The sequence below is a fragment of the Bradyrhizobium sp. HKCCYLRH1030 genome, assembly GCF_051168395.1.
Classification (GTDB): Bacteria; Pseudomonadota; Alphaproteobacteria; order Rhizobiales; family Xanthobacteraceae; genus Bradyrhizobium.
This window is the reverse complement of sequence record NZ_JBNPUY010000002.1, coordinates 935,008-954,523: the sequence shown is the minus strand read 5'-3', so window position 1 is coordinate 954,523 and position 19,516 is coordinate 935,008. Positions and strand designations below refer to the sequence as shown.

The 19,516-nt window shown below is 65.2% G+C and carries 17 protein-coding genes; 6 read left to right on the top strand and 11 right to left on the bottom strand.

The features are described 5' to 3' along the window. Positions 1-11: 11 nt before the first annotated feature. The 6 genes from ACQR1E_RS09760 to ACQR1E_RS09735 form a co-directional block, all read right to left on the bottom strand. Positions 12-401: a response regulator gene (locus ACQR1E_RS09760; RefSeq protein WP_315716971.1), complete on the bottom strand. Its 390-nt coding sequence runs from the start codon at positions 399-401 to the stop codon at positions 12-14. Positions 402-431: 30 nt separating this feature from the next. Then, positions 432-905: a chemotaxis protein CheW gene (locus ACQR1E_RS09755; protein ID WP_315750715.1), complete on the bottom strand. Its 474-nt coding sequence runs from the start codon at positions 903-905 to the stop codon at positions 432-434. A 26-nt stretch (positions 906-931) separates the two neighbouring features. Beyond that, positions 932-3,700 (bottom strand): hybrid sensor histidine kinase/response regulator, encoded by a 2,769-nt coding sequence (locus tag ACQR1E_RS09750; protein WP_315714011.1) that lies wholly within the window; start codon positions 3,698-3,700, stop codon positions 932-934. 256 nt (positions 3,701-3,956) lie between these two features. Then, positions 3,957-4,352: a flagellar biosynthesis repressor FlbT gene (flbT, locus tag ACQR1E_RS09745; protein WP_434896951.1), complete on the bottom strand. Its 396-nt coding sequence runs from the start codon at positions 4,350-4,352 to the stop codon at positions 3,957-3,959. Positions 4,353-4,568: 216 nt separating this feature from the next. After that, on the bottom strand, positions 4,569-6,119 hold the full coding sequence (locus ACQR1E_RS09740; RefSeq protein WP_315825812.1) for a flagellin: 1,551 nt from the start codon (positions 6,117-6,119) through the stop codon (positions 4,569-4,571). A 297-nt stretch (positions 6,120-6,416) separates the two neighbouring features. After that, positions 6,417-7,166, bottom strand: coding sequence for a histidine kinase dimerization/phospho-acceptor domain-containing protein (locus tag ACQR1E_RS09735; RefSeq protein ID WP_316169910.1), 750 nt, complete (start codon positions 7,164-7,166; stop codon positions 6,417-6,419). A gap of 669 nt (positions 7,167-7,835) precedes the next feature. Here ACQR1E_RS09735 and ACQR1E_RS09730 point away from each other — a divergent pair. From ACQR1E_RS09730 to ACQR1E_RS09710, 5 genes are all read left to right on the top strand, one after another. Continuing rightward, positions 7,836-8,558 (top strand): Crp/Fnr family transcriptional regulator, encoded by a 723-nt coding sequence (locus ACQR1E_RS09730; RefSeq protein ID WP_315715994.1) that lies wholly within the window; start codon positions 7,836-7,838, stop codon positions 8,556-8,558. A gap of 237 nt (positions 8,559-8,795) precedes the next feature. Continuing rightward, the gene (locus tag ACQR1E_RS09725; RefSeq protein WP_008968243.1) at positions 8,796-9,185 is read left to right on the top strand and encodes a response regulator; all 390 of its coding nucleotides are present in this window, start codon (positions 8,796-8,798) and stop codon (positions 9,183-9,185) included. A gap of 223 nt (positions 9,186-9,408) precedes the next feature. Then, the gene (locus ACQR1E_RS09720) at positions 9,409-9,723 is read left to right on the top strand and encodes a response regulator (protein ID WP_315825810.1); all 315 of its coding nucleotides are present in this window, start codon (positions 9,409-9,411) and stop codon (positions 9,721-9,723) included. A gap of 6 nt (positions 9,724-9,729) precedes the next feature. Next, entirely contained in the window at positions 9,730-12,279 is a 2,550-nt protein-coding gene (locus ACQR1E_RS09715) for an ATP-binding protein (RefSeq protein WP_434896950.1), read from the top strand. Between the two features lie 247 nt (positions 12,280-12,526). Continuing rightward, positions 12,527-12,772: a hypothetical protein gene (locus ACQR1E_RS09710; RefSeq protein ID WP_006614403.1), complete on the top strand. Its 246-nt coding sequence runs from the start codon at positions 12,527-12,529 to the stop codon at positions 12,770-12,772. Positions 12,773-12,895: 123 nt separating this feature from the next. On the opposite strand, the gene ACQR1E_RS09705 is transcribed toward ACQR1E_RS09710, so the two are convergent. Next, positions 12,896-13,501 carry a helix-turn-helix transcriptional regulator gene (locus ACQR1E_RS09705; protein WP_315825808.1) on the bottom strand — a complete coding sequence of 202 codons (606 nt, stop codon included), beginning with the start codon at positions 13,499-13,501 and terminating at the stop codon, positions 12,896-12,898. A gap of 315 nt (positions 13,502-13,816) precedes the next feature. On the opposite strand from ACQR1E_RS09705, the gene ACQR1E_RS09700 reads away from it, so the two are divergent. Then, complete coding sequence (locus tag ACQR1E_RS09700) at positions 13,817-14,968, top strand: hypothetical protein (protein ID WP_315750707.1); 1,152 nt, start codon at positions 13,817-13,819, stop codon at positions 14,966-14,968. Between the two features lie 32 nt (positions 14,969-15,000). Here ACQR1E_RS09700 and ipdC read toward each other — a convergent pair whose 3' ends face one another. From ipdC to ACQR1E_RS09680, 4 genes are all read right to left on the bottom strand, one after another. Next, positions 15,001-16,638: an indolepyruvate/phenylpyruvate decarboxylase gene (gene ipdC / locus ACQR1E_RS09695; protein WP_315715990.1), complete on the bottom strand. Its 1,638-nt coding sequence runs from the start codon at positions 16,636-16,638 to the stop codon at positions 15,001-15,003. A 156-nt stretch (positions 16,639-16,794) separates the two neighbouring features. Beyond that, positions 16,795-16,986, bottom strand: coding sequence for a hypothetical protein (locus ACQR1E_RS09690; protein ID WP_315715989.1), 192 nt, complete (start codon positions 16,984-16,986; stop codon positions 16,795-16,797). A gap of 141 nt (positions 16,987-17,127) precedes the next feature. Further along, positions 17,128-18,039, bottom strand: a complete 912-nt coding sequence (locus ACQR1E_RS09685) for an acyl-CoA acyltransferase (protein WP_316167734.1) — start codon at positions 18,037-18,039, stop codon at positions 17,128-17,130. A 195-nt stretch (positions 18,040-18,234) separates the two neighbouring features. Beyond that, entirely contained in the window at positions 18,235-19,494 is a 1,260-nt protein-coding gene (locus ACQR1E_RS09680; RefSeq protein WP_316167814.1) for a hypothetical protein, read from the bottom strand. Between the last annotated feature and the right edge of the window lie 22 nt (positions 19,495-19,516).

Here is a 19,516-nt window from a genome sequence, read left to right as displayed (position 1 = left end):
AGACGAAGGGATCAGGCGGATTCGGCTGACAGCGCCTGGATGAGACCAACTTCCTGGAATTTGGCGGCCACAATCTCTTTGTCGAACGGCTTCATGATGTATTCGTTGGCGCCGGCGTTCAGCGCGCGCGAAATGTGATCGATGTCGTTTTCGGTGGTGCAGAACACCACCTTGGGGCCTTCGCCGCCCGGCAGCCGGCGCAGGCGCCCGAGGAAATCATAACCGTCCATGACGGGCATGTTCCAGTCGAGCAGAATGGCGTCCGGCAGGCTCTTGGTGCAGATCTCGAGCGCCCGCTCGCCATCCTCCGCCTCGACGACGGAGAAGCCCAACTCCTCCAGGATACGCCGTGCGATCTTGCGCACGACGCTGGAGTCATCCACGACCAGACAGCTCTTCATTGTTGTCTCCCCTATGGGACGGTTGACGGGCTAGGCGGCGATTGCTGCCTTCGGCAGGAGCTCGAGCACGCGATCGACGTCGAGAATGACCATCAGCTGGCCGTCGAGGCGGTGCACGCCGCCGGCGAATTTCGCCATGCGCGGGTCGAGATTGACGGGGTTCTCCTCCCGGCCCTCCTCGGACAGCCGCAGCACCTCGCCGATCTGGTCGATCAGGAGACCGTAGGACTCGCCGCGCAGATCGACGCCGACCGCCATAGGCGGCTTGCCGTCCTCGGCGCGGGCAAGGCCGAGCCGCGCCCGCATGTCGACGACGGTCACGATGCGGCCGCGCAGGTTCAGGACCCCGGCGATCTCCGCCGATGACAGCGGCACCCGCGTCACCCGCTCCGGCATGAACACGTCCTGTACCCGGGAGATCGGCAGGCCGAACAGCTGGCCGCCGATCATCGCAGTGACGTATTCGACGGCGGCGCCCTCGGTGGTTTCGATCTTGCTGCTCATCGCACGCTACTCCTGTCCGCTTGCTGTCACGCGGCCCGCCGGTTGGCTTCGGCGCGGGCACGTTCCTCGATCTGTTCCTTCAGCGCCGCGATCAGGCCGGGCCGGTCGAACTTGGCGATGTAGTCGTAGAGGCCGGCCTGGCGGCCGCGCTCGATCGCCGCCGGCGACACCAGCGACGACACCGCGATGACCGGCATCTGGCTCAGGTTCTGGTCGGCGCGGATCGCCTCGGTGAACTCGAAGCCGTTCATCTCCGGCATCTCGATGTCGGTGACGACGATGTCGAAGCTGTGCCCGGAGCGCAGCGTGGCCAGGCCCTCGATCGCCGAGGCCGCCGTGCGCACCTTGTAGCCGGCCGACTTCAACACCGGCGCCAGCATGTTGCGGAAGAACGGCGAGTCGTCGACCAGCAGCACCGACTGCGTCTGCGCGTCGGTGTGCATCTCCTTGCGGATGAACCAGTCGGCGAAGGCCATCGGCAGGAAGTGGCCGACGTCGATCACCTCGGTCGCCTGGCCCTTGATCACCGCCGAGCCGAGGATGCCATCCTTGGCGCCGGAGACCTGGATGTTGAGCCGCTCCTCGACGATGTCGATGATCTCGTCGACCACGAGGCCCATCGCGCGGGTCTCGTCGGCGAACACCAGGATCGGCTGCGAGCCCGACGTCTGCACCGACACGCCTTCCATCTGCACCAAGGGCATCAGCTGGTCGCGGTACTGCACCATGTAGCGGCCGTTGGAGATCTCGATCTTGTCGGCCGCGATCTCCTCCAGGCGCGTGACCAGCGCCAGCGGCACCGCCTTGGGCTGCGCCGTGCCGGCGCGGAACACCAGCAGCGAGGTGAGCTGCTCGCCGCCGATGGCGTGATGCGCGGCGTGCTCGTCGGACACCGCCTGCGAGGCCGAGCCGGCGGCGCCGAGCGCTTTCGCAATGCCGTTCGGATCGATGATCATGATCACGGCGCCGTCGCCCAGGATGGTGTTGCCCGAGAACATGTCGATGTGACGCAGCTTGGTCGACATCGGCTTGACCACGATTTCCTCGGTGTGGAACACGCAGTCGACCACGATGCCGAAGGTCTGGTTGCCGACCTGCGTCACCACGATGAAGCCGTTCTCCGGATCGGTCGACGAGCCGTCGTCGATCTTCAGGAGCTTCTTCAGATGCATCAGCGGCAGCAGCTTGTTGCGCAAGCGCAAGACCGCGGTGTCCTTGATGCGCTCGATGCGGTGCTCGGAGTTGGCGCGCGCACGCACCAGCTCGACGACCGACAATTGCGGGATCGCGAAGCGGTCGCCGCCGGCTTCGACGATCAGCGCCGAGACGATCGCGAGCGTCAGCGGGATCTTGATGGTGACCGAGGTGCCCTCGCCGAGCACCGACTTGATGTCGATGGTGCCGCCGATCTGGTCGATGTTGGTGCGCACCACGTCCATGCCGACGCCGCGGCCCGAGACCGAGGTGACGGCGGCCGCGGTCGAGAAGCCCGGCTCGAAGATGAACTTGTGGATCTGCGCTTCCGTCATCTTCTCGAGCTCGGCCTCGGTGACGAGGCCGTTCGCCAAGGCCTTGGCCTTGATGCGCTCGGTGTTGAGGCCGCGGCCGTTGTCGGCGATGCAGATGATGATATGGCCGCCTTCGTGATAGGCGGACAGCCGGATGGTGCCCTGCTCGGCCTTGCCGGCCGCGGCGCGCTCGGCCATCGTCTCCAGGCCGTGATCGGCGGAGTTGCGCACCATGTGGGTGAGCGGGTCCTTGATCAGGTCGAGCACCTGGCGGTCGAGCTCGGTGTCGGCGCCGTGCATCTCGAGCTCGATCTGCTTGCCGAGTTCGGTGGCGAGGTCGCGGACGATGCGCGGCAGCTTCTGCCAGGCATTGCCGATCGGCTGCATGCGCGTCTTCATGACGCCCTCCTGCAGCTCGGCGGTGACGTTGGACAGCCGCTGCAGCGGCACCTTGAACTCGGTGTCCTCGTTGCGGCGGGCGATCTCCAGGAGCTGGTTGCGCGTCAGCACCAGCTCCGAGACCATCGTCATCAGATGTTCGAGCGTGTCGACGTTGACGCGGATCGACTGGTTGGCGACCTTGTCGTTCTCGTGCACCTCGCCGTCGGCATTGACCTTCGGCCGCGCCGCCTTCTTCGGCTCGGCCTTGGCCTCTGCTTCCGCCTTGGCAGGCCCGGCCTTGGCGACCGGCGCCGGGGCAGCGGCCTTGGGCTCAGGCGCCTTCTCATGCGCGGGCGGCAACTCGATCGCGGTCTCGCGGAAGGCCCGCTCGAGTTCGTCGAGCGACACTTCGCCCGGACGCAGCGGACGCTCCAGCGTCTGGTCGATCAGCGAGCCGTGCGTCACCGCGGGGGCGGGCGGCGCGGCCGGCACCAGCGGCGGGGCCGCTTCGCCCGCGGCCATCGCCGCCATGCCGCGCTCGACCATCGCCTCGAGCTCGCTGATGAGGTCGCGGTCCTCGCCCTCGGGCTCGGCCTCGTTGGCCTCGAGCTGTCCCAGGATGTCCTTGATGCGGTCGATCGTGGTCAGGATCAGCGTCACGGCCTCGCCGGTCACCGGCATGCCGTCGCGGAATTTGCCCATCAATGTTTCGGCGGCGTGCGCCAGCGCCTCGAGCCGTGGCAGGCCGAGGAAACCGCAGGTCCCCTTGATCGTGTGCACCAGCCGGAAGATGTTATCGAGGATCTTGGCGTTGTTCGGCTCCTGCTCGAACCGCACCAATTGATTGTCGACGGTATCCAGGCTCTCGCTGGTCTCCGTCAGGAACTCACGCAACAGGTCATCCATGAAACTGGCCTTCCAAGAATTGGCGCCGCGGTCACGGGGCGACCGCTGATCCTGTCAGAGCGACGGTCGGTCCCGGCCTTCACCAGCGGCGCGGATCGATACCCGGCCCTCGCCGACCCGGCTGAACAGACTTTCGTCCACGCCATCGTTAGGTGGGGCTTTTATCCGTCCCGTTAATTTTATTGTCCGTGCTAATACGGACGTAGCACCAACCTCTCAGGCTGTGGCGAGCCCGGCTCCTTCCGCGGCCGGAATGTCAAGGCATCGCTTCGACCGGCGCGACTGCGCGATCCTCTCGCTCGATCAGCGCCCTGATCTCCTTCAGCGCCTTGTACAGCGCTCCTTCCGTGACATGGCGATCCACCATCTCGGCTTGGCCGGCGGCTTCCGGAATCGCCCTGCGCAACTCGTTCATACAGGCGAGATAGGACGCGCGATAACGGATCGCGTCGTTCTTCAGATACATCGTCTGGACGCAGAGATAGAGGCGCTTGGCCGGCGTATCGGCGGTCTCGGCGGTGACGGTGTCACGCTCGCGGAGGATGGGCGCGTCGCCTTCGACGATGAAGCGGGCGCGCGTATTCGAATTAACGATGACGCTGTCGCCGATCACGATGCGCTCGAAAGGCTTCAGCTCGACCCGCAGGGGCATGGCCCAGTCTCCTCTCAGAAGGCTCCTCTCGGGAGTCTCCTCTCGGGAGCGGCGTCGTCGGCAGGCTGCATTCGCGTCGACACGACGTTGCTCTCGTGCTCGCTGTCCGGCTGATCCGGCGCCGCAGCCGAGCGGCGTCAATTTGCGAATAGTCTAGAGCCGAAAACGGCGGGGCAAGCCCCGCCGCCTCCGATATTCGTGGGTGCCGCCCGCGCCTTAGCGCAGGAGCTGCAGCACGCTCGCCTGCGACTGGTTGGCGAGCGACAGCGCGGACACCGCGATCGACTGGCGGGTCGACAGCGCCTGGCTGTTGGCCGCTTCCTCGTTGGTGTCGGCCAGCGTCAGGTTCGACGAGCCGGTCTGCAGCACGTTGATCAGGTTCTTGTTGAAGTCCTGACGAACCTGCACCACCGAGAGGTTCGAACCCAGCGTGGAGGCCTCGTTGCGCAGCGTGGAGCTCGCCGAGTTGAGGACGCCGATGACCTTGTTCGCCGAGTTGTTGTCGAGGAAGTCGGTGCCCGAGGTCAGGTTCGACAGGCCGAGGCCAGCCGAGTTGAACGTGACACCGGTGATCGACAGCGTCGACTTACCCGTTTCGTTGAAGGTCAACTTCAGCGTGTCGCCGTTCAGCAGGTTGATGCCGTTGAACGAAGCGTCAGCCGCGGTCGTGTTGATCTGCGCCAGCACGTTGTTGTACTGGGAGACCAGGCTCGCGCGCTGCGTCTGCGCGGTCGCGTCCGCCACCGGAGCCGCCGCCGTCAGGCCGTTGAAAGCCTGGCTGGATGCAGCCGACGTACCGCCGATCGCACCGATCGTGGCCGAAGCCGCGTCGTTGGTCGTGGTGATCGAGATCTTGCCGGTGGACGAGTCGATCGTCGCCTGCAGGTTGTTGGCTGCGAGCGCCGTGTTGAGATCGTTCAGCGACTTGACCTGTCCTGTCCCTAGTCCGAACGTGATGCTGGTCGCCGTGCCACCTCCTGTGGCGCCGACCGTCAGCGTCTTGCCGGACAGGCCGTCGCCGACGGCAGTCAGCCCGAGCTTGCCCAAGGTGCCGGTGCTGCCCGAGAGCGTCAGTCCCGCCGCCGGAGGCGTCAGGGTGATCGCGCCCGCGGTGATCGACGCGGTCACGCCGGTCTGGGTCTGGATCGCCGACAGCAGGTTGCTGACGCTGTCGCCGATGCCGATGCTGGTGCCCGTCGAGGACGTGCCGGTGACGAAGGTGAAGGTGGTGCCGTTGACGACCAGCGTCTCACCGGAGGTGATGCCGGTGGCGAGGTTGTTCGACGCGGTGCCCGCCGTACCCGACAGCTTGGTCGAGCCGGTGATCGCCACGGCGCTGGAGGTATTGTCGTTGTTCACGACCGAGCCGGTCACAGCCGTCGAGCTGGAGCCGAGCAGGTCGGTGGCGGTCGCGCCGGTCAGAGCCGCCGAGGTCACGCTCGACTTGGTGGAGTAGCCCACCGCGCTCTGCAGCACCTGGTTGGCGATCGACTTGGCGCTGTCGACGAGCTTCTGCAGCGAGGTGATGCCGGTGTTGGCGGCCTGCAGCACCTGCACGCCGTTGCCGATGCCGTCGAGCAGATTGGAGATGTCGGAAGCGCGGTTGTCGAGACCCTGGGCGGTGAAGAAGTTGGTCGGATTGTCGAGCGCCGAGTTGACCTTCTTGCCCGTGGAGAGGTTGTTCTGCGTGGTGGCGAGGAGCTGAGCCGTCGACTGGAGCGAGAGCAGGTTCTGGCGAACCGACGCAGAGAGTACGATACCTGACATTGTCATTCCCTTCTGGATGAACATGAGTAGACATCGCCGCACCGTTCTGTCGGCGATGGCGCAGACTGGTCCGCGGAATCCTACCCGTTCGTTAAATTGACTTCGGAACGGCCGCGCGCAGCCTCCGCCGCCGCCGTTAATCCTAATTGGCCGCTAATCAGTTTGATCAAATGCGTGCAGGCCGCCGCGATTCACGGTAAAATGGCGCACGGATCCGCGTCTGACGGTCGGCGCGCGCTGATACGCGGTGCGACCGTTAAGGCAGCGCTAACTATGAGCTTGCGGAAGAGCGGCCGGTTACGCGGGGGCGCGGTCCGCGTGCGGGAGGACGATCTCGACGCTGGCGGTCCGGCCGCGCGGCTCCTGGAGCTCCAGACGTCCGTTCGAGCGCCTGACGAAATCCTCGACCAGCCGGATCTCCGAGAACACGGGATCGGCTGGACCGGCCTCCGCCGCACTCACCGACGCCGTCAACACGATCTGCACGTCGGAGGAGATGCCGCCGGCGCCCGAGGCGTCCGCACTCATGCGCCTGGCCTGGATGTCGATGCGGCCGCCGTGCTCCAGTCGATGTCGGGCCCCGATCGCAAGACACAGCAATGCCGCCATCAACTGGCCCGGATCAGCGAAGACGGCCGGCACGTCCGCGCCCACCGACGTCGTCACCTCGACCTCGGTGCCCAATGTCGGACGAAGCAGGCGAGCGACGTCGACCAGGAGCTCGTTCAACTCCACCGCACATGGCTGCGGCGGCCGGCCCCTTGCGAACGACAGAAGCTGCGACGTCAATCGAGCGCCCCGGGTCGCGGCCTCGTCGATCAGACGCGCGACGGCCGCCAGTTCAGGCTTGTCCTCGACCGCTTCGGCGAGAATGTCGATGGTCCCCGTGATCACGGTGAGAATGTTGTTGAAGTCGTGCAGCAGGCCACCGGCAACCTGACCCACGATGGCCATCCCGGGGTGGATGTCCGGCGTCGCTGCAGCCGGAATGTCTGCGCCCGGGCTCGGTAGCGACTGATTGGACCGCTGGTAGGTGGAAGAGGCCATGAATCCTGCAATACCTGTTGGGGGGGAGGACGGCGGGGCTATCGGGACGCAAACGCACGGACGCCGCTGCGATGTTCAGCTTCGTCTTGATGCTCAGCCTTGGCGCTCAGTCTCACCGCTGACCATCGACGGCGCTCCGGCTGGATGCAGCATCAGTCGGACTCCTGCTCCTGCCAGGACGACAACCTCGTCACGCCAGTCGCAGGACACCGGCCGATGCCTCCACTCGCGACGAGAGTTGCATCCGACAGAAAAAGATCCGTCAACGAATCAGCGCGCTTATTAGCGATTTTGGCCGCAAGATGTCCGCTGTCAATTGCGGCGCTTGCTACGTGGCGTCCGTGCACATCGGAGCTGCCGCGGCCGGAGCAACGAGACGTTCGCCGCAAGCGTGCTGCGCTGCTTTCACGAGCCGAGGCGGAGGCCGGATGCGTGCCGACTGTATACAACCGCGCGCGATCAGATCAGCACATCGCACACACGTTGATGGCCCAAATCCGCAACGCGCATTCGCGCCTGTCTGCACGACAACGCACACAGCAGGAACGAATGGCCTTTACTGGGAATATTACCCGTGATTCTTCTTGTCAGCGGATGGGACGCAGTTCTATGGAACCATGAGGGCATTGAGATCTGCGAGGCTCCGATACTGCAATGCAGGAGATGGCTTTGGACCCCAGCTTGCGTTCTCCGAACGGTTTCCTGTCGTCGTTGACCGACGATGATTTCGAGCTGATCCGACCCTATCTGCGGACCGTGGATCTGGTGCAAGACTCCATTCTCGCCGAGGTCGGCGAAAAGCTTTCGCGCATCTACTTTCCTCATCGCGGCGTGATCTCGCTGGTCGTGAACCTCGCGCGCGGAGAGCGCGTTCAGGTGGCGATGATCGGTCGCGATAGCTTCTTCGGAAGCATGTCCCTGCTCGCGGGCGGCGATCCGGTGGTGCTGAACAGCGCGGTGGTCCTCGTTCCCGGTGCTGCATCGGTCGTCGACATCGACAGGGTACGGGCAGCCGCCGAACAGAGCCCCTCGTTTCGCGCGCTGATGTTGCGCCACGCACTCGCCATCTACGTGCAGAGTCAGCAGACCGCCGGTTGCAACGCCGCCCACACCGTCGAGTCGCGTCTCGCCCGTTGCCTGCTGCAGACGCATGACCTTTCAGGCGGCAACAAGCTCTACATCACCCAGGAGTCCCTGGCGCAGATGATCGGCGCCCGACGCAACAGCGTTTCGCTGGTGGCGAGCACGCTGCAGCAGGCGGACTTCATCCACTATAGCCGCGGCCATATCGAGATCATCGATCTGGAGGGGCTGAAGAAGACGGCGTGTGAGTGCTACGGCGCCGTGAAGGCCCACTACGAGAATCTGGTCCGGCCGCGCAGCCTGCCGTAAGCAGGCGTCGTTCCGGCCGTCGCGCGCCGGCGCCTCGCCGAACGCCCTTGCCTCCGTACAACTACGGCCCATTGCATGATCCCCATCACCGCTGCGGACGGAATTAACGCGCTGTTCAACGGGCGCTGATAATTGTCGACGTGCTGACGAGCGCGAGTTCCAAGAAGCGTCGAATTATCTTCGTGCTGATATATCTCGCCCGTGTTCGGCTTTTGACCAGACGCGCGGAGTAATGACATGGCCTTTGATCTGTCGATGCCGATCCTGGTGGTCGATGACTACGCCACTATGATCCGGATCATCCGCAACCTGCTGAAGCAGCTCGGATTCGAGAACGTCGACGACGCCAGCGACGGATCGGCCGCGCTCTCCAAGATGCAGGCGAAGAAGTATGGCCTCGTGATCTCCGACTGGAACATGGAGCCGATGACCGGCTACGACCTGCTGCGCGAGGTGCGCGCCAGCCCGGAACTGTCGAAGACGCCGTTCATCATGATCACGGCCGAATCGAAGACCGAGAACGTCATTGCCGCCAAGAAGGCCGGCGTGAGCAACTACATCGTCAAGCCGTTCAACGCTGCGACGCTCAAGACCAAGATGGAAGCCGTGTTCGGCCCGGCCGAATAGCCGAGCTCCCCGGAAATGCCCTGCGCGGCGGCCGGACCGGTGTCCGGCCGCTTTCTCTTTGGCGGACGAACTCCGCGCGGTCGACGATGGCAGGACGCATACATCGCCGCACGCTCCCCGTAGTCGTACGGAAACCAAAATTTACGAGGGGGTCAGAGCCGGCCGGTAGACATGATCCTGCTTGCCGATGACCGTGTCAGGGCGGCAACGGGACAGGGAATTCATGCGCAACGAACTCCTCGTGATCGAAGATGCCGCCGTGCATGTTTCAATCTTGCGAAAGATTGCAGCACAGGCCGGCTTCAACACGACGGACGTGAGCTCGGTCGACGCAGCCTCGATCGTCCTGCAGAAGAGGAGCTTGGACTGCACCATGCCGGACCTCTCGCTAGGCAAACGCCCCGGCACGGAGGTTCTCGAGCTCAACATAGATCCCCCCTTCTCGAAGCCGATCGACCTGATGCGGCCCCGGCAAACTCTGAAGCAGATCGCGCAGGAGACCGATCGCCGGCGGCTGGTCAGAGCGGCGGGCTGGTAGCAGGCGATGAGCAAAAAGAAGCGCTTTCTGGGAGCGCCTGCAGCGATCGCGCTGATCCTCGTCTGCGTCATTGCCGGCAGCAACCTCTTCTTCCTCACCAATCTGCGCGAGAACGCGCTTCAGCACGCCGAGGAAGATCTCAGCCGCCATAGCCTCACGCTTGCCGAGAACGCCGACCGTTCGGTGAAGTCCGTCGACCTCGTGCTCACGAGCGTGCGCGACTACCTGGTGCGCGGCGGCGCCATCGACGCTGCGGCGTATCGCAAGGTCGCGTCAGACCATCAGACCCACCTCCTGCTCAAGGAAAAGATCGCGGGACTGCCGCAGATCGATGCGGTGACGCTGATCGACGCGCAAGGCAGGCTCCTGAACTTCTCGCGCTACTGGCCGATCCCGGACGTCAACATCGCCGACCGCGACTACTTCAAGGCGCTGAAGGCCGACCCTGCACCGCACACGTTCCTCAGCACGCCGGTTCAGAATCGCGGCGACGGCACCTGGAACATCTATTTTGCCCGCCGGCTCGACGATTCCAATGGCGAGTTCATGGGCATGATGCTCGGCGCCATGTCGGTGCCCTATCTGGAGAACTTCTTCGGCTCCACCGCGCAGGGTCTCGATGCGGCGGTGTCGCTGATCCGCGAGGACGGGACGCTGCTCGCGCATTTTCCGCCCACGAGCGAGATCGGCAGGCCGACCTCCGGCTTCGGTCAGCGCGCGCTGTCGGCCGGCGGCGTGCTGCGCGAGCCCTCCACACGAACCGGCGAGATGCGCCTGCGGGCGGCAAAGATGCTGCCCAATTATCCCGCGATGATCGTGGTGTCGGTATTCGAGCACGACGTCCTGAAGGCCTGGCGCGACATGGCGACGCTTCTGGTCATCGTGTCGCTGGTGAGCGCGATGGCCGTGCTCGCGGCCGCGGTCCTGATCTCCCGCTGGTGGGAACGCCACGAGCACCTGATCGAGGCCGCCGAGGCCGCGAATGCGGCGAAGTCCACCTTCGTCGCGATGATGAGCCACGAGATCCGCACGCCGATGAACGCGGTGCTCGGCCTCGCCACGACGCTGCTGGAAACCAATCTCGATCCCGAGCAGCGCCGTTCGGTGGTGGCGATCCACAATGCCGGCGACAATCTGCTCGAGATCCTCAACGACATTCTCGACTTCTCCAAGCTCGAATCCGGCCAGCTCTCGCTCGAGGACATCGCGTTCCCCGCCGAGGCCCTGGTCCACAACACGCTCAGCATCATCGGGCCGCGGGCTTCCGCCAAGGACCTGAAGCTGAGGAGCGTCGGCGACCCGGCCGTGCCGCCGGCGCTGGTCGGCGACGCCGGCCGCATTCGCCAGATCCTGCTCAACCTGGTGTCCAACGCGGTCAAATTCACCTCGTCCGGCGAAGTGGTCGTCACGACGCGCTGCATCGAGAAGGATGACGAGAAGGCGACCGTGGAATGGACGGTGACCGACACCGGCATCGGCATTGCCGCCGACAAGATCGGCTCGCTGTTCGCGAACTTCGTCCAGGCCGACAATTCGATCAGCCGCCGGTTCGGGGGCTCCGGACTCGGACTCGCGATCTGCAAGCGACTGATCGAGCAGATGGGGGGTGACATCAGGGTCACCTCGACGCTGGGCAGCGGATCCACCTTCTCGTTCCGCCTGACGCTGCCGATTGCCGAGACCATCGCGGTGCCAGAGCAGAACGACGACGGCATCTACACCTCGCTGCAGAACCGGATCGCAGCGTTCGGCCGGCCGCTGCGCGTCCTCGTGGTGGACGACAATCCGACCAACCGCCTGGTCGCGACCAAGATGCTCAAGGATTTCGACATCCAGACCGACACGGCCTGCGACGGCGCCGAGGCCGTCACCGCCGCCAGCCGCTTCAACTACGACCTCATCCTGATGGACGTCCGCATGCCGGAGATGGACGGCTTCCAGGCGACCCGGACCATTCGCGCGCGAGGCGAGCGCCGCTCCAACGTGCCGATCATCGCCTTCACGGCGAACGCCTTCATGGAGGATATCCGAGCCTGCCGGGAAGCCGGGATGAACGATTTCGTCGTCAAGCCCGCCCGCAAGAAGGCGCTCGTGGAGGCCATCCTGCGCGTGCTGCCCCTGCCCGTTCCGGTGCTGGACACCGCGGCGTCAGACGCCCCGCTGGTGCCGGCTCAGGCGGATGCCGCGGCCCCCGACATTGGCGCCGACACCGAAATTGCTCCCGAAGCTGCGCTGGACCGCGAAGCCTACGCCGAGCTGGTCGGCGAGATCGGAGACGAGGCGGCGCAGGAGATCCGCGACGTGTTCTTCAGCGAGACGGATGCGCGGCTGAAGCAGCTCCGCCAGCTGACGCTCGACGGCGAGCGCATCAAGATCGGCCGCGAGGCGCATTCGCTGAAGAGCGCAGCCGGAACCTTCGGGTACCGCCGGCTTGCAACCTACGCGCTGGCGCTGGAGAAGAGCGCACCACGCCTGTCCGCCAAGGAGTATGCCGAGCTGCTCGACAACATCGAGGCCGCCTACGCCGCCGCCCGCGCCCAGGAGCTGCAATATTGACGCGGGGAGGCCGCAGGCCTCCCTGGCGCATGCCGATCCGCGCGACGTCCCCGCACGGTGCACCGCGGCGACGAGGACGGGCTCCGACGATCGAGATGGCAAACGAGACGTTCACGAACGCGGATTCGCCGAACCTGACCTTCATAATCCCTTACAATGGGTTGACGCCGTACTTCTACGGCTCACGATTTTCACAATCAACTAATCATGAGCTGCGAGACTCGGGGTCACATAGGAGATGTGTCCCATGTTTACTTTTGAAACCGCCGACCAGAAGGAAGTCAGGCGTTTCCGAATTGCGCAGTTCAACGGCCGGACCGCGACCGTGAAATCCGGCGGATCGACGATCACCGGCCACGTCCGTTCAGTCATGGAAAAGGAAGCGAGCGTACCGCCGCGCTGGACCATTACGATCGTGCCGACGCCGCCCAAGGCGCAAGCGCCGCTGCGCCCGACCTCCCGGGTTCGTCCCTTCGCCGAGGATTATTTCTGACAGCACGGACATCCGCGTCCGCAATCAGCGCGTTCGACCGAGCCGGTCGGACGCCGATTGTCGTTGTCTGCATCGCAGGGCCCACCTCGAAGGCACGAGCGCGGCATTCGCGCTCGTTCGCCGTCATCCGATCTGATTGAGGAGTGCTGCGCGGACGAGTTCGGCGGTATTGCGCGCGCCAACCTTGCGCATGGCTTCGGCGCGATGGCTCTCGAAGGTGCGGGGGCTGATGCCCATGCGCAAGGCGCCCTCCTTGTTCGAGTGCCCCTCACTGATCAGCTTGAGGACCTCGTATTCGCGCGGGGTCAGCGACTTGCTGGCCCGGCCGGGTGGCCGCCCGGGCACCGCGCCCTCCTCGAGAGCCGGCGCCGCCCGTGACAGCGGTCCGAACTGCCCGTGCGCGCCGGACATCTGGTTGACCAGGGCGCAGATCCGCTCGGTCTGCAGCAACGCGTTGTCGACGACGAGCTGGACATGCCGGCGCTCGCCGGGCGTCCTGGCAATCTCGTCGCTGCGCTGCTTGATTTCCTCCATGTAGAGCATCAGGGCGGTGAGCGAACCGTTCAGCTGACGCGCCAAAGCGAGCCTGCCCTGGTCGTCGTGACGTCCCATCGCGAGCGGCGCAGACATGCCGGAACGGGTCGCCAGGAGATCCGGGTCGTTAACCCCTTGGCCGCCCGGAGCAGGTGCGGCGTGAGCGTCGGAAAGGCTGTTGTTCAGCTGTGCCATGCCTCATTCTGACGCGAGGGCGGCTTTAACATGGTTAATTATGTCGTCCGTAGCAATACGGGATTGTTCCGGCAACTCGCGCAACCGTCGATCATTTCCCCAAAAAGTTGCAAGCTGCAATGGTTAAGCCGGGGCGTGATGCCACCCTTCAAGGAGACGTCCGCGGCGCGTGCGGCGGCGGCTGTCCACGATGCCGCGCATTACTACGATTGTTTACTGACATTAATTTCGCACCAACTGTTTCGTGCTTCCATGCGTTCCGTGCCCGTCCGTGGAGACGAGCGACCTTGAGATATAGCTGACAGCCTGACGCCAATGGGACCGGTCGACCGGATCTGGGAATTCCTGCAGCGGTTGTCACCGCTGACACGAAGCTGTCTGCTCAGCGAGCTCGAACGGCTGGAGCTGAGCGGCGTCGACATGCCGGGATCCGCCGACCTCCAGGCCCGGCTGCGCGCCGAGATCCGCAACAACAATGGCGCCGGCGGCCACCGCACCATCAATCCTTCGCGCTACTTCTTCATGCCGGTCGAGCAGCTTCTCATCGACGGTTCGCCGGAGCATGCCAATGAGGGCCGCATTGCCCGCGGCTCCCTCACGCCGATCTGGGAATGGATCTCGCGCGATCTGCTGCCGACCATGGCGCGCGACTATAATGCACAGATGAAGGACCTGATCGCGGCGGACAAGCAGCGCGAGATCCGCCAGACGGCGAGCGCGTTCCAGACCAAGGTGACGAAGTCGCTGGAAGGCACGTTGGCGCGCGCCGAGGGCATCGAGCAGGTCCGCAGCAAGCTGAAGGCCTATACGGCCTCGCCGTCGGTGTTCGACGATGTCGTCAAGCTGATGAAGGCGCTGCGCGCCCGCGAGGAACTCGCGAAGTTCGCCGATTCGCTGCCGGACCGGATCGCGGAGTTCGACGATCCGCAGGTGAAGAAGATGGTGCTGCTGCTCGATGCCCTGCGCAAGAGGCAGCCGGAAGCCGTGCCCTTTGCGTTGACGCTCGTCGCCAAGCGTCTGAAGGAGCCGTGGCAGGTGATGCGGCTGGCGACGAAGGCGGCGCGCTCGAAGAACATTGCCGACGTCATCGCGGCACCCTACGCGATGACCGTGCCGATGGTGCTCGACCAGTTGGAGGACAAGCGGCTCGCGCTCCGGATCGCGTTGAAGAACAACCGCGTCGTGACCGCCAAGGAAATCCTGACCAGCATCTATGACATCGAATATGCGATCCAGGTCCGCATCGATCGCATCGAGGACTCGGACTGGGGTACGCGCCTGAGCACCATCATGGCCAATACCGACAGAATGGTGCAGGCCGAGGTCAAGCGCTTCCCCGAAGAGGTCGGACACGTGCTCGGCTCGAACAGGCTGCGCAGCCATCGCTCGTTCGGCGGCCGCCTCACCTATTTCGCCTGGAAGGGCCGCGACGCGATCAAGACGGTGCTGCGGTCTGCAACCGGTTGACGGCGGCGCGTCGAGACGGCCTTCCGGCCATCCTATCCCTGGGCCATGCGTTCGCGCGCCGACTTGAAGCCCGCCACGAAGCGCGCCAGCGTGTCCGAGGTCTTGCCGCGCGGCAGCATCACTTCGATCAGCGAGAAGCGTCCGCGCCGATGCACTGCGCGCTCCAGCGCGGCGACGAGCTCGCTGCGGGTGGCGACGCGCTCGCCGGTGCCGCCGATGGAATTGGCGATGTCGGCATAGTGCCAGTCGTCGAGATCGTTGAACCGCGATTCCGGCTGGAACACACGCAGCATCTCCCAGCTGCAATTGTTGAACAGCACGACGATCGGATCGAGCCCGTAGCGGCGGCAGTTGCCGAGCTCCCATCCGGTCATCTGGAACGCGCCGTCGCCGACCAGGATCAGCGGACGAAGTCCGGTCGCGGCCACGCCGATGCCCGCCGGCACGCCGAAGCCCATCCCCGCGTAGTAGCCCGGCGCGGCCAGCGCGGTATTGTCGATCTCCATCGCGGTGAACAGGCAATCGCCGATATCGGAGGTCATCGGCATCCGGCCGTGGCGGTCGAACATGTCGTTGACCGCGGTCGCGATGTCCGAAGGCGCAATCGGCGCGCCATCGGCAGCGAGGCCGCGCGGATAGGCCGAGCGCTGCCGCGGCAGGCCGGGAGCTGCGGCCCGGGGTGCCGCGCGCTCGTCGAGCGCATCGATCAGATCGCCGAGCGGCATGTCGCGATAGGCGTGATGACCGATCTGCACCTCACGGCTGGCGGCCAGGATCATGCGGCGCGGGTCTGGCGCCCGGTTCGACAACGCGAAATTGGTATCCGACAGGATGACGCCCAGCATCAGCACGAGATCGGCATTCTCGACCAGCTCCGTGATCGCCGGATTGCCCGCGGCGCCGAGATAGGTGCCGGCGACGACATCGTCGGCCCTGTCGAGCAGGCCGCGGCCCATGAAGGTCGTCACCAGCGGGAGACCCAGCTTGCGCGCCAGCGCGGCGATCCTGTCCTCGACACCGTAGCGGCGGATTTCGACGTCGACGACGATCACGGGACGCTCTGCCTGCGCGATGCGGGCGAGGATCTCCTCGACGCATTCGTCGAGCGCCTCGCGGCTGGCCCGCCGCGGCGGCAGCGGCACCACCGGCTCGACCTCGGCATCGACCATGTCGCGCGGAAATTCGAGATACACCGGCAGCGACATCTCCTTCGCGCTGCGCAGCACGCGCGCAATCTGGGCCGGGGCGGTGGCCGGATCGCTCAGCACCGCCTGATCGCAGGTGATCTCCTTGAACACCGCGAGCTGCGTGTCGACGGTGCGGGCCTGGTGGTGCAGCAGAAAGCCGGAGACGCGCTCACGCGCGCCGGGCGCGCCCGCGATCACCACGACGGGCGAGCGTTCGGCATAGGCGCCGGCGACCGCGTTCACGACGTTGAAGGCGCCGGCGCCGTAGGTGACGACGGCGACGCCGAGGCCGCCATGATAGCGCGCGGCCGCATCCGCGGCGAAGCCGACCGCCGGCTCATGGCTCAGCGTGACGCTCGGCAGGATGTTGCTCTCCTCGATGACCTTGAACAGCGGCAGCACGAAGTCGCCGGGAATGCCGAAGATCTCGCGGGCGCCATGGTCCTTCAGGGCGGCGAGCAGCGCATGGGCAAGAGCAGGCATCCGGATCCCCTGAGCGTGGCGTAAGGTTCAGCCGGTGCTACACGATGAGGGGCGGACTGCCAACCGGCGGCCGTTCGATCTGCGAGCCGCGCCGTCTGGATCGCCCCGTCCAAACATCATGCTCGAGCGGCAAGGCCGGAGCTCACCCGCGCCACATCAGTTTGCCGTCAGCACCAGGGCGTGGGCGGATGGTGCGCCGCCATGCGGGACGGCCAGCGTAACCGTGAACAGGATGGCGACGACCATGATCATGCAGAGCTTCATCATGACCGTCCTGCGATCGGTGATCGGCAGGAACAGGAAGAACAGCAGCATCGCCGCCAGCGCGAGTTCGAAAACGTAAGACATGGATGACCTCCTCCGTTGCCAGGAGGATGGCGCATGCCGGAAGCCCAGACTGTGCGTGCCGTCACACCGGTCCCATAGACCACGCGAGCGAGTATCCCGGCCGCCGCAGCGGGACCATGCAACCCAATCGATTGCCACCTCTCAGCCGTCGAACAGCGCGGCTTCGGTGAAGGCGAGATCGCCGAGATGCGGCGGATGCGGACCTTTGGCATATTTGCGTCCGCGCTTGTCCGAGTACCAGCCGGCCAGCCCTGCGATGGGCCCATTGGCATCGAGCCGCACCAGCAGGCCGCCGCGCCGCAGCAGCAGCCAGCCGATGTTGCCGGCCAGCCGCACGAGGTCAGCGACATCCCGGCAATACAGCAGGCGATACACCGGCAGCGCATTCATCACCCGGTGCTTCTGAAACACGAACGGATACGCCGCATCGGCCTCGCGCGCGACGAGACTGAGACACCCCCATTGCGCATGCTGCCGCAACAGATCCGCCTCATCGGGAGAGAGCCCGTGCACATCGTCCTCGGAGAATTCTTCGATACGGACATCCGAGCGCGGTCGCGACAGGGCCAGCGCGGCGTAGACCTGTCCCTTGCAGTAGACCGAAAAGCCCTGAGCCTCGACCTGTGGCCAAGTGTGCGGGGCCGGCGTGATGTTGAAATAGGTCACCGTCTTGTCGCGCGTCGCCGCGCGCACCAGCATCGAGCTGAAGGCACGGAACGCCGGCTCGACATACCAGCTCGAGACATTGGCCCTGACGATCGGCTCACCGCCGATGTGGAGCTCGGAGAACAGCAGCAGGATCACGCCGACAGGCACCCCGGCTTGGTCGAGACAATAGCCGAATGCCGGATAGCCGGCCGGCCGCGGGCGCGCCGCGTGGCGTTCGAGTCCGCGCAACCAATAGGCCTCGCTGCGAAAGGCGAATCCGCGCGTCAGCAGTGCGGCGACCGCCGGCAGATCCGCCGCGCCGATCTCTCGGATGCGAACGCCGGTCACGGCCTGCGCGGGAGCCGGCCTGTCATTTGCAATCTCAGCCTTTTTGATTGGCTGCATTCCAGCATCACCCGAGAGAGATCCGGCGCGCCACCCATGGCGCGGCGGGATCGTCATGACGGCAATTATCGTAAAAAGCTTTGGCGGCAGTGAACCACGTCGTGCTGGCCTTACTTTTCAGTTAATGGAACATGCGAGCCACACCCGACAGGCTTCGATCAGCGCCGACATGATCTTCGCGATCCGAGCCGCCGCTCACGGCCGCGGCACGCGAAACATGTAGGTTTCATCGGCATTGAGGCCGTCGACGAAGAAACGTCCGGGCTTTGCCTCGATCCGGCGCCGCAGCCCATCCCAGCCCCAGACCTCGAGGCTGCGCGTCCCTGCGGGCAGCTCGAGCTCGACCGCGCGGCCCGGCCGCTCGGTCCAGCCGGCAATGTTCTGCCACACGATCAAATCGGCATCCGATCCGCGCAGCGTGTACAGCGCCAGCCGCCGGTCGATGGACACGATCCTCATGTGACCGGCGAGCTGCAGCACCGTCTTCACCACGAGGCTGCGCGCCTCCGGGGTCCAGGGATCCTTGCCCGTCGCCATCGCATAGGCCAGGCCGTCGACATCGGGTGTGTCGCCGAGATTCCAAGGAAACGCCAGCATGGACACCGGCATGCTGCCATCCTTGCCAACCACCGCAAGCTGGTCCCAGATCGCATTGAGAAACAATCTGGCCGCGTCCGTATCGCTGTCCCACGCGCCGGCGCGAGCGACGTTGAACTCGGTTGCGTAGAAGTTGATGTCGCGGCTCAGCCCCATCGCCTGCTTGATACGGTCGAAGCAGGTCTGCACCGAGAACTCGCGGCCGCGGGTCATCGGATACCATTTATCATTGTAGTAGGTATGCAGGTCGATGCCGTCGAGACGGCCGTCCTCGAGCAGATCGGCGATCGCCGGACCGTAGCCGCGCAACGTCGCATCGCCATGCGAGTTGCAGGTGGCAAAGCCGCCGGGAACGACCCGCAGCTTGGGGGCGACGCTGTGAACACCGTCGGCAAGCCCGGCCAGCGCGTCGTGATAGTCCTGGCGCGGGATCGTGGCCTGCACATCGGGCTCGTTGATGGCGGTGAAGACGGTAGCACCCCAATCGGGAATACCGTTTTCGCGGCCCCATTCGCCGCCGGGGCGGAAACGTCTCGCCATCGCCTGCCCAGCCGCGAACCAGTCCTGATAGGACCCGATCGGCTGCGGCGGAGTCAGGCTCTGATAGCTGCCTTCATACTCCAGCAGGATCAGCGGCATGATACCGTTCTTGTGCGCCTCCAGCATCGCGGCATCGAAATCGTGCGGCGTCGGTACCCGCGCCAACGTCCGCCAGCCGTAGGAATCCATTCGGCCCATCCTGGCACCGACACCGTGCAGTGCCTGATAGATCTGCGCGCTCTTGCCGGCCAGATGCGTGACCAAATTGCCGCCGCCGATGCGCTCGTCGATCCGCAGCGCCGAGGCGTTCGTTTCGATGGCGTGGACAGCGCTCGGCCAT

Coding starts and splice junctions, on each gene's coding strand:
- ACQR1E_RS09760 (WP_315716971.1), bottom strand. CDS start 401: ATGAAGAGCTGTCTGGTCGTGGATGACTCCAGCGTCGTGCGCAAGATC.
- ACQR1E_RS09755 (WP_315750715.1), bottom strand. CDS start 905: ATGAGCAGCAAGATCGAAACCACCGAGGGCGCCGCCGTCGAATACGTC.
- ACQR1E_RS09750 (WP_315714011.1), bottom strand. CDS start 3,700: ATGGATGACCTGTTGCGTGAGTTCCTGACGGAGACCAGCGAGAGCCTG.
- flbT (WP_434896951.1), bottom strand. CDS start 4,352: ATGCCCCTGCGGGTCGAGCTGAAGCCTTTCGAGCGCATCGTGATCGGC.
- ACQR1E_RS09740 (WP_315825812.1), bottom strand. CDS start 6,119: ATGTCAGGTATCGTACTCTCTGCGTCGGTTCGCCAGAACCTGCTCTCG.
- ACQR1E_RS09735 (WP_316169910.1), bottom strand. CDS start 7,166: ATGGCCTCTTCCACCTACCAGCGGTCCAATCAGTCGCTACCGAGCCCG.
- ACQR1E_RS09725 (WP_008968243.1), top strand. CDS start 8,796: ATGGCCTTTGATCTGTCGATGCCGATCCTGGTGGTCGATGACTACGCC.
- ACQR1E_RS09720 (WP_315825810.1), top strand. CDS start 9,409: ATGCGCAACGAACTCCTCGTGATCGAAGATGCCGCCGTGCATGTTTCA.
- ACQR1E_RS09715 (WP_434896950.1), top strand. CDS start 9,730: ATGAGCAAAAAGAAGCGCTTTCTGGGAGCGCCTGCAGCGATCGCGCTG.
- ACQR1E_RS09710 (WP_006614403.1), top strand. CDS start 12,527: ATGTTTACTTTTGAAACCGCCGACCAGAAGGAAGTCAGGCGTTTCCGA.
- ACQR1E_RS09705 (WP_315825808.1), bottom strand. CDS start 13,501: ATGGCACAGCTGAACAACAGCCTTTCCGACGCTCACGCCGCACCTGCT.
- ACQR1E_RS09700 (WP_315750707.1), top strand. CDS start 13,817: ATGGGACCGGTCGACCGGATCTGGGAATTCCTGCAGCGGTTGTCACCG.
- ipdC (WP_315715990.1), bottom strand. CDS start 16,638: ATGCCTGCTCTTGCCCATGCGCTGCTCGCCGCCCTGAAGGACCATGGC.
- ACQR1E_RS09690 (WP_315715989.1), bottom strand. CDS start 16,986: ATGTCTTACGTTTTCGAACTCGCGCTGGCGGCGATGCTGCTGTTCTTC.
- ACQR1E_RS09685 (WP_316167734.1), bottom strand. CDS start 18,039: ATGCAGCCAATCAAAAAGGCTGAGATTGCAAATGACAGGCCGGCTCCC.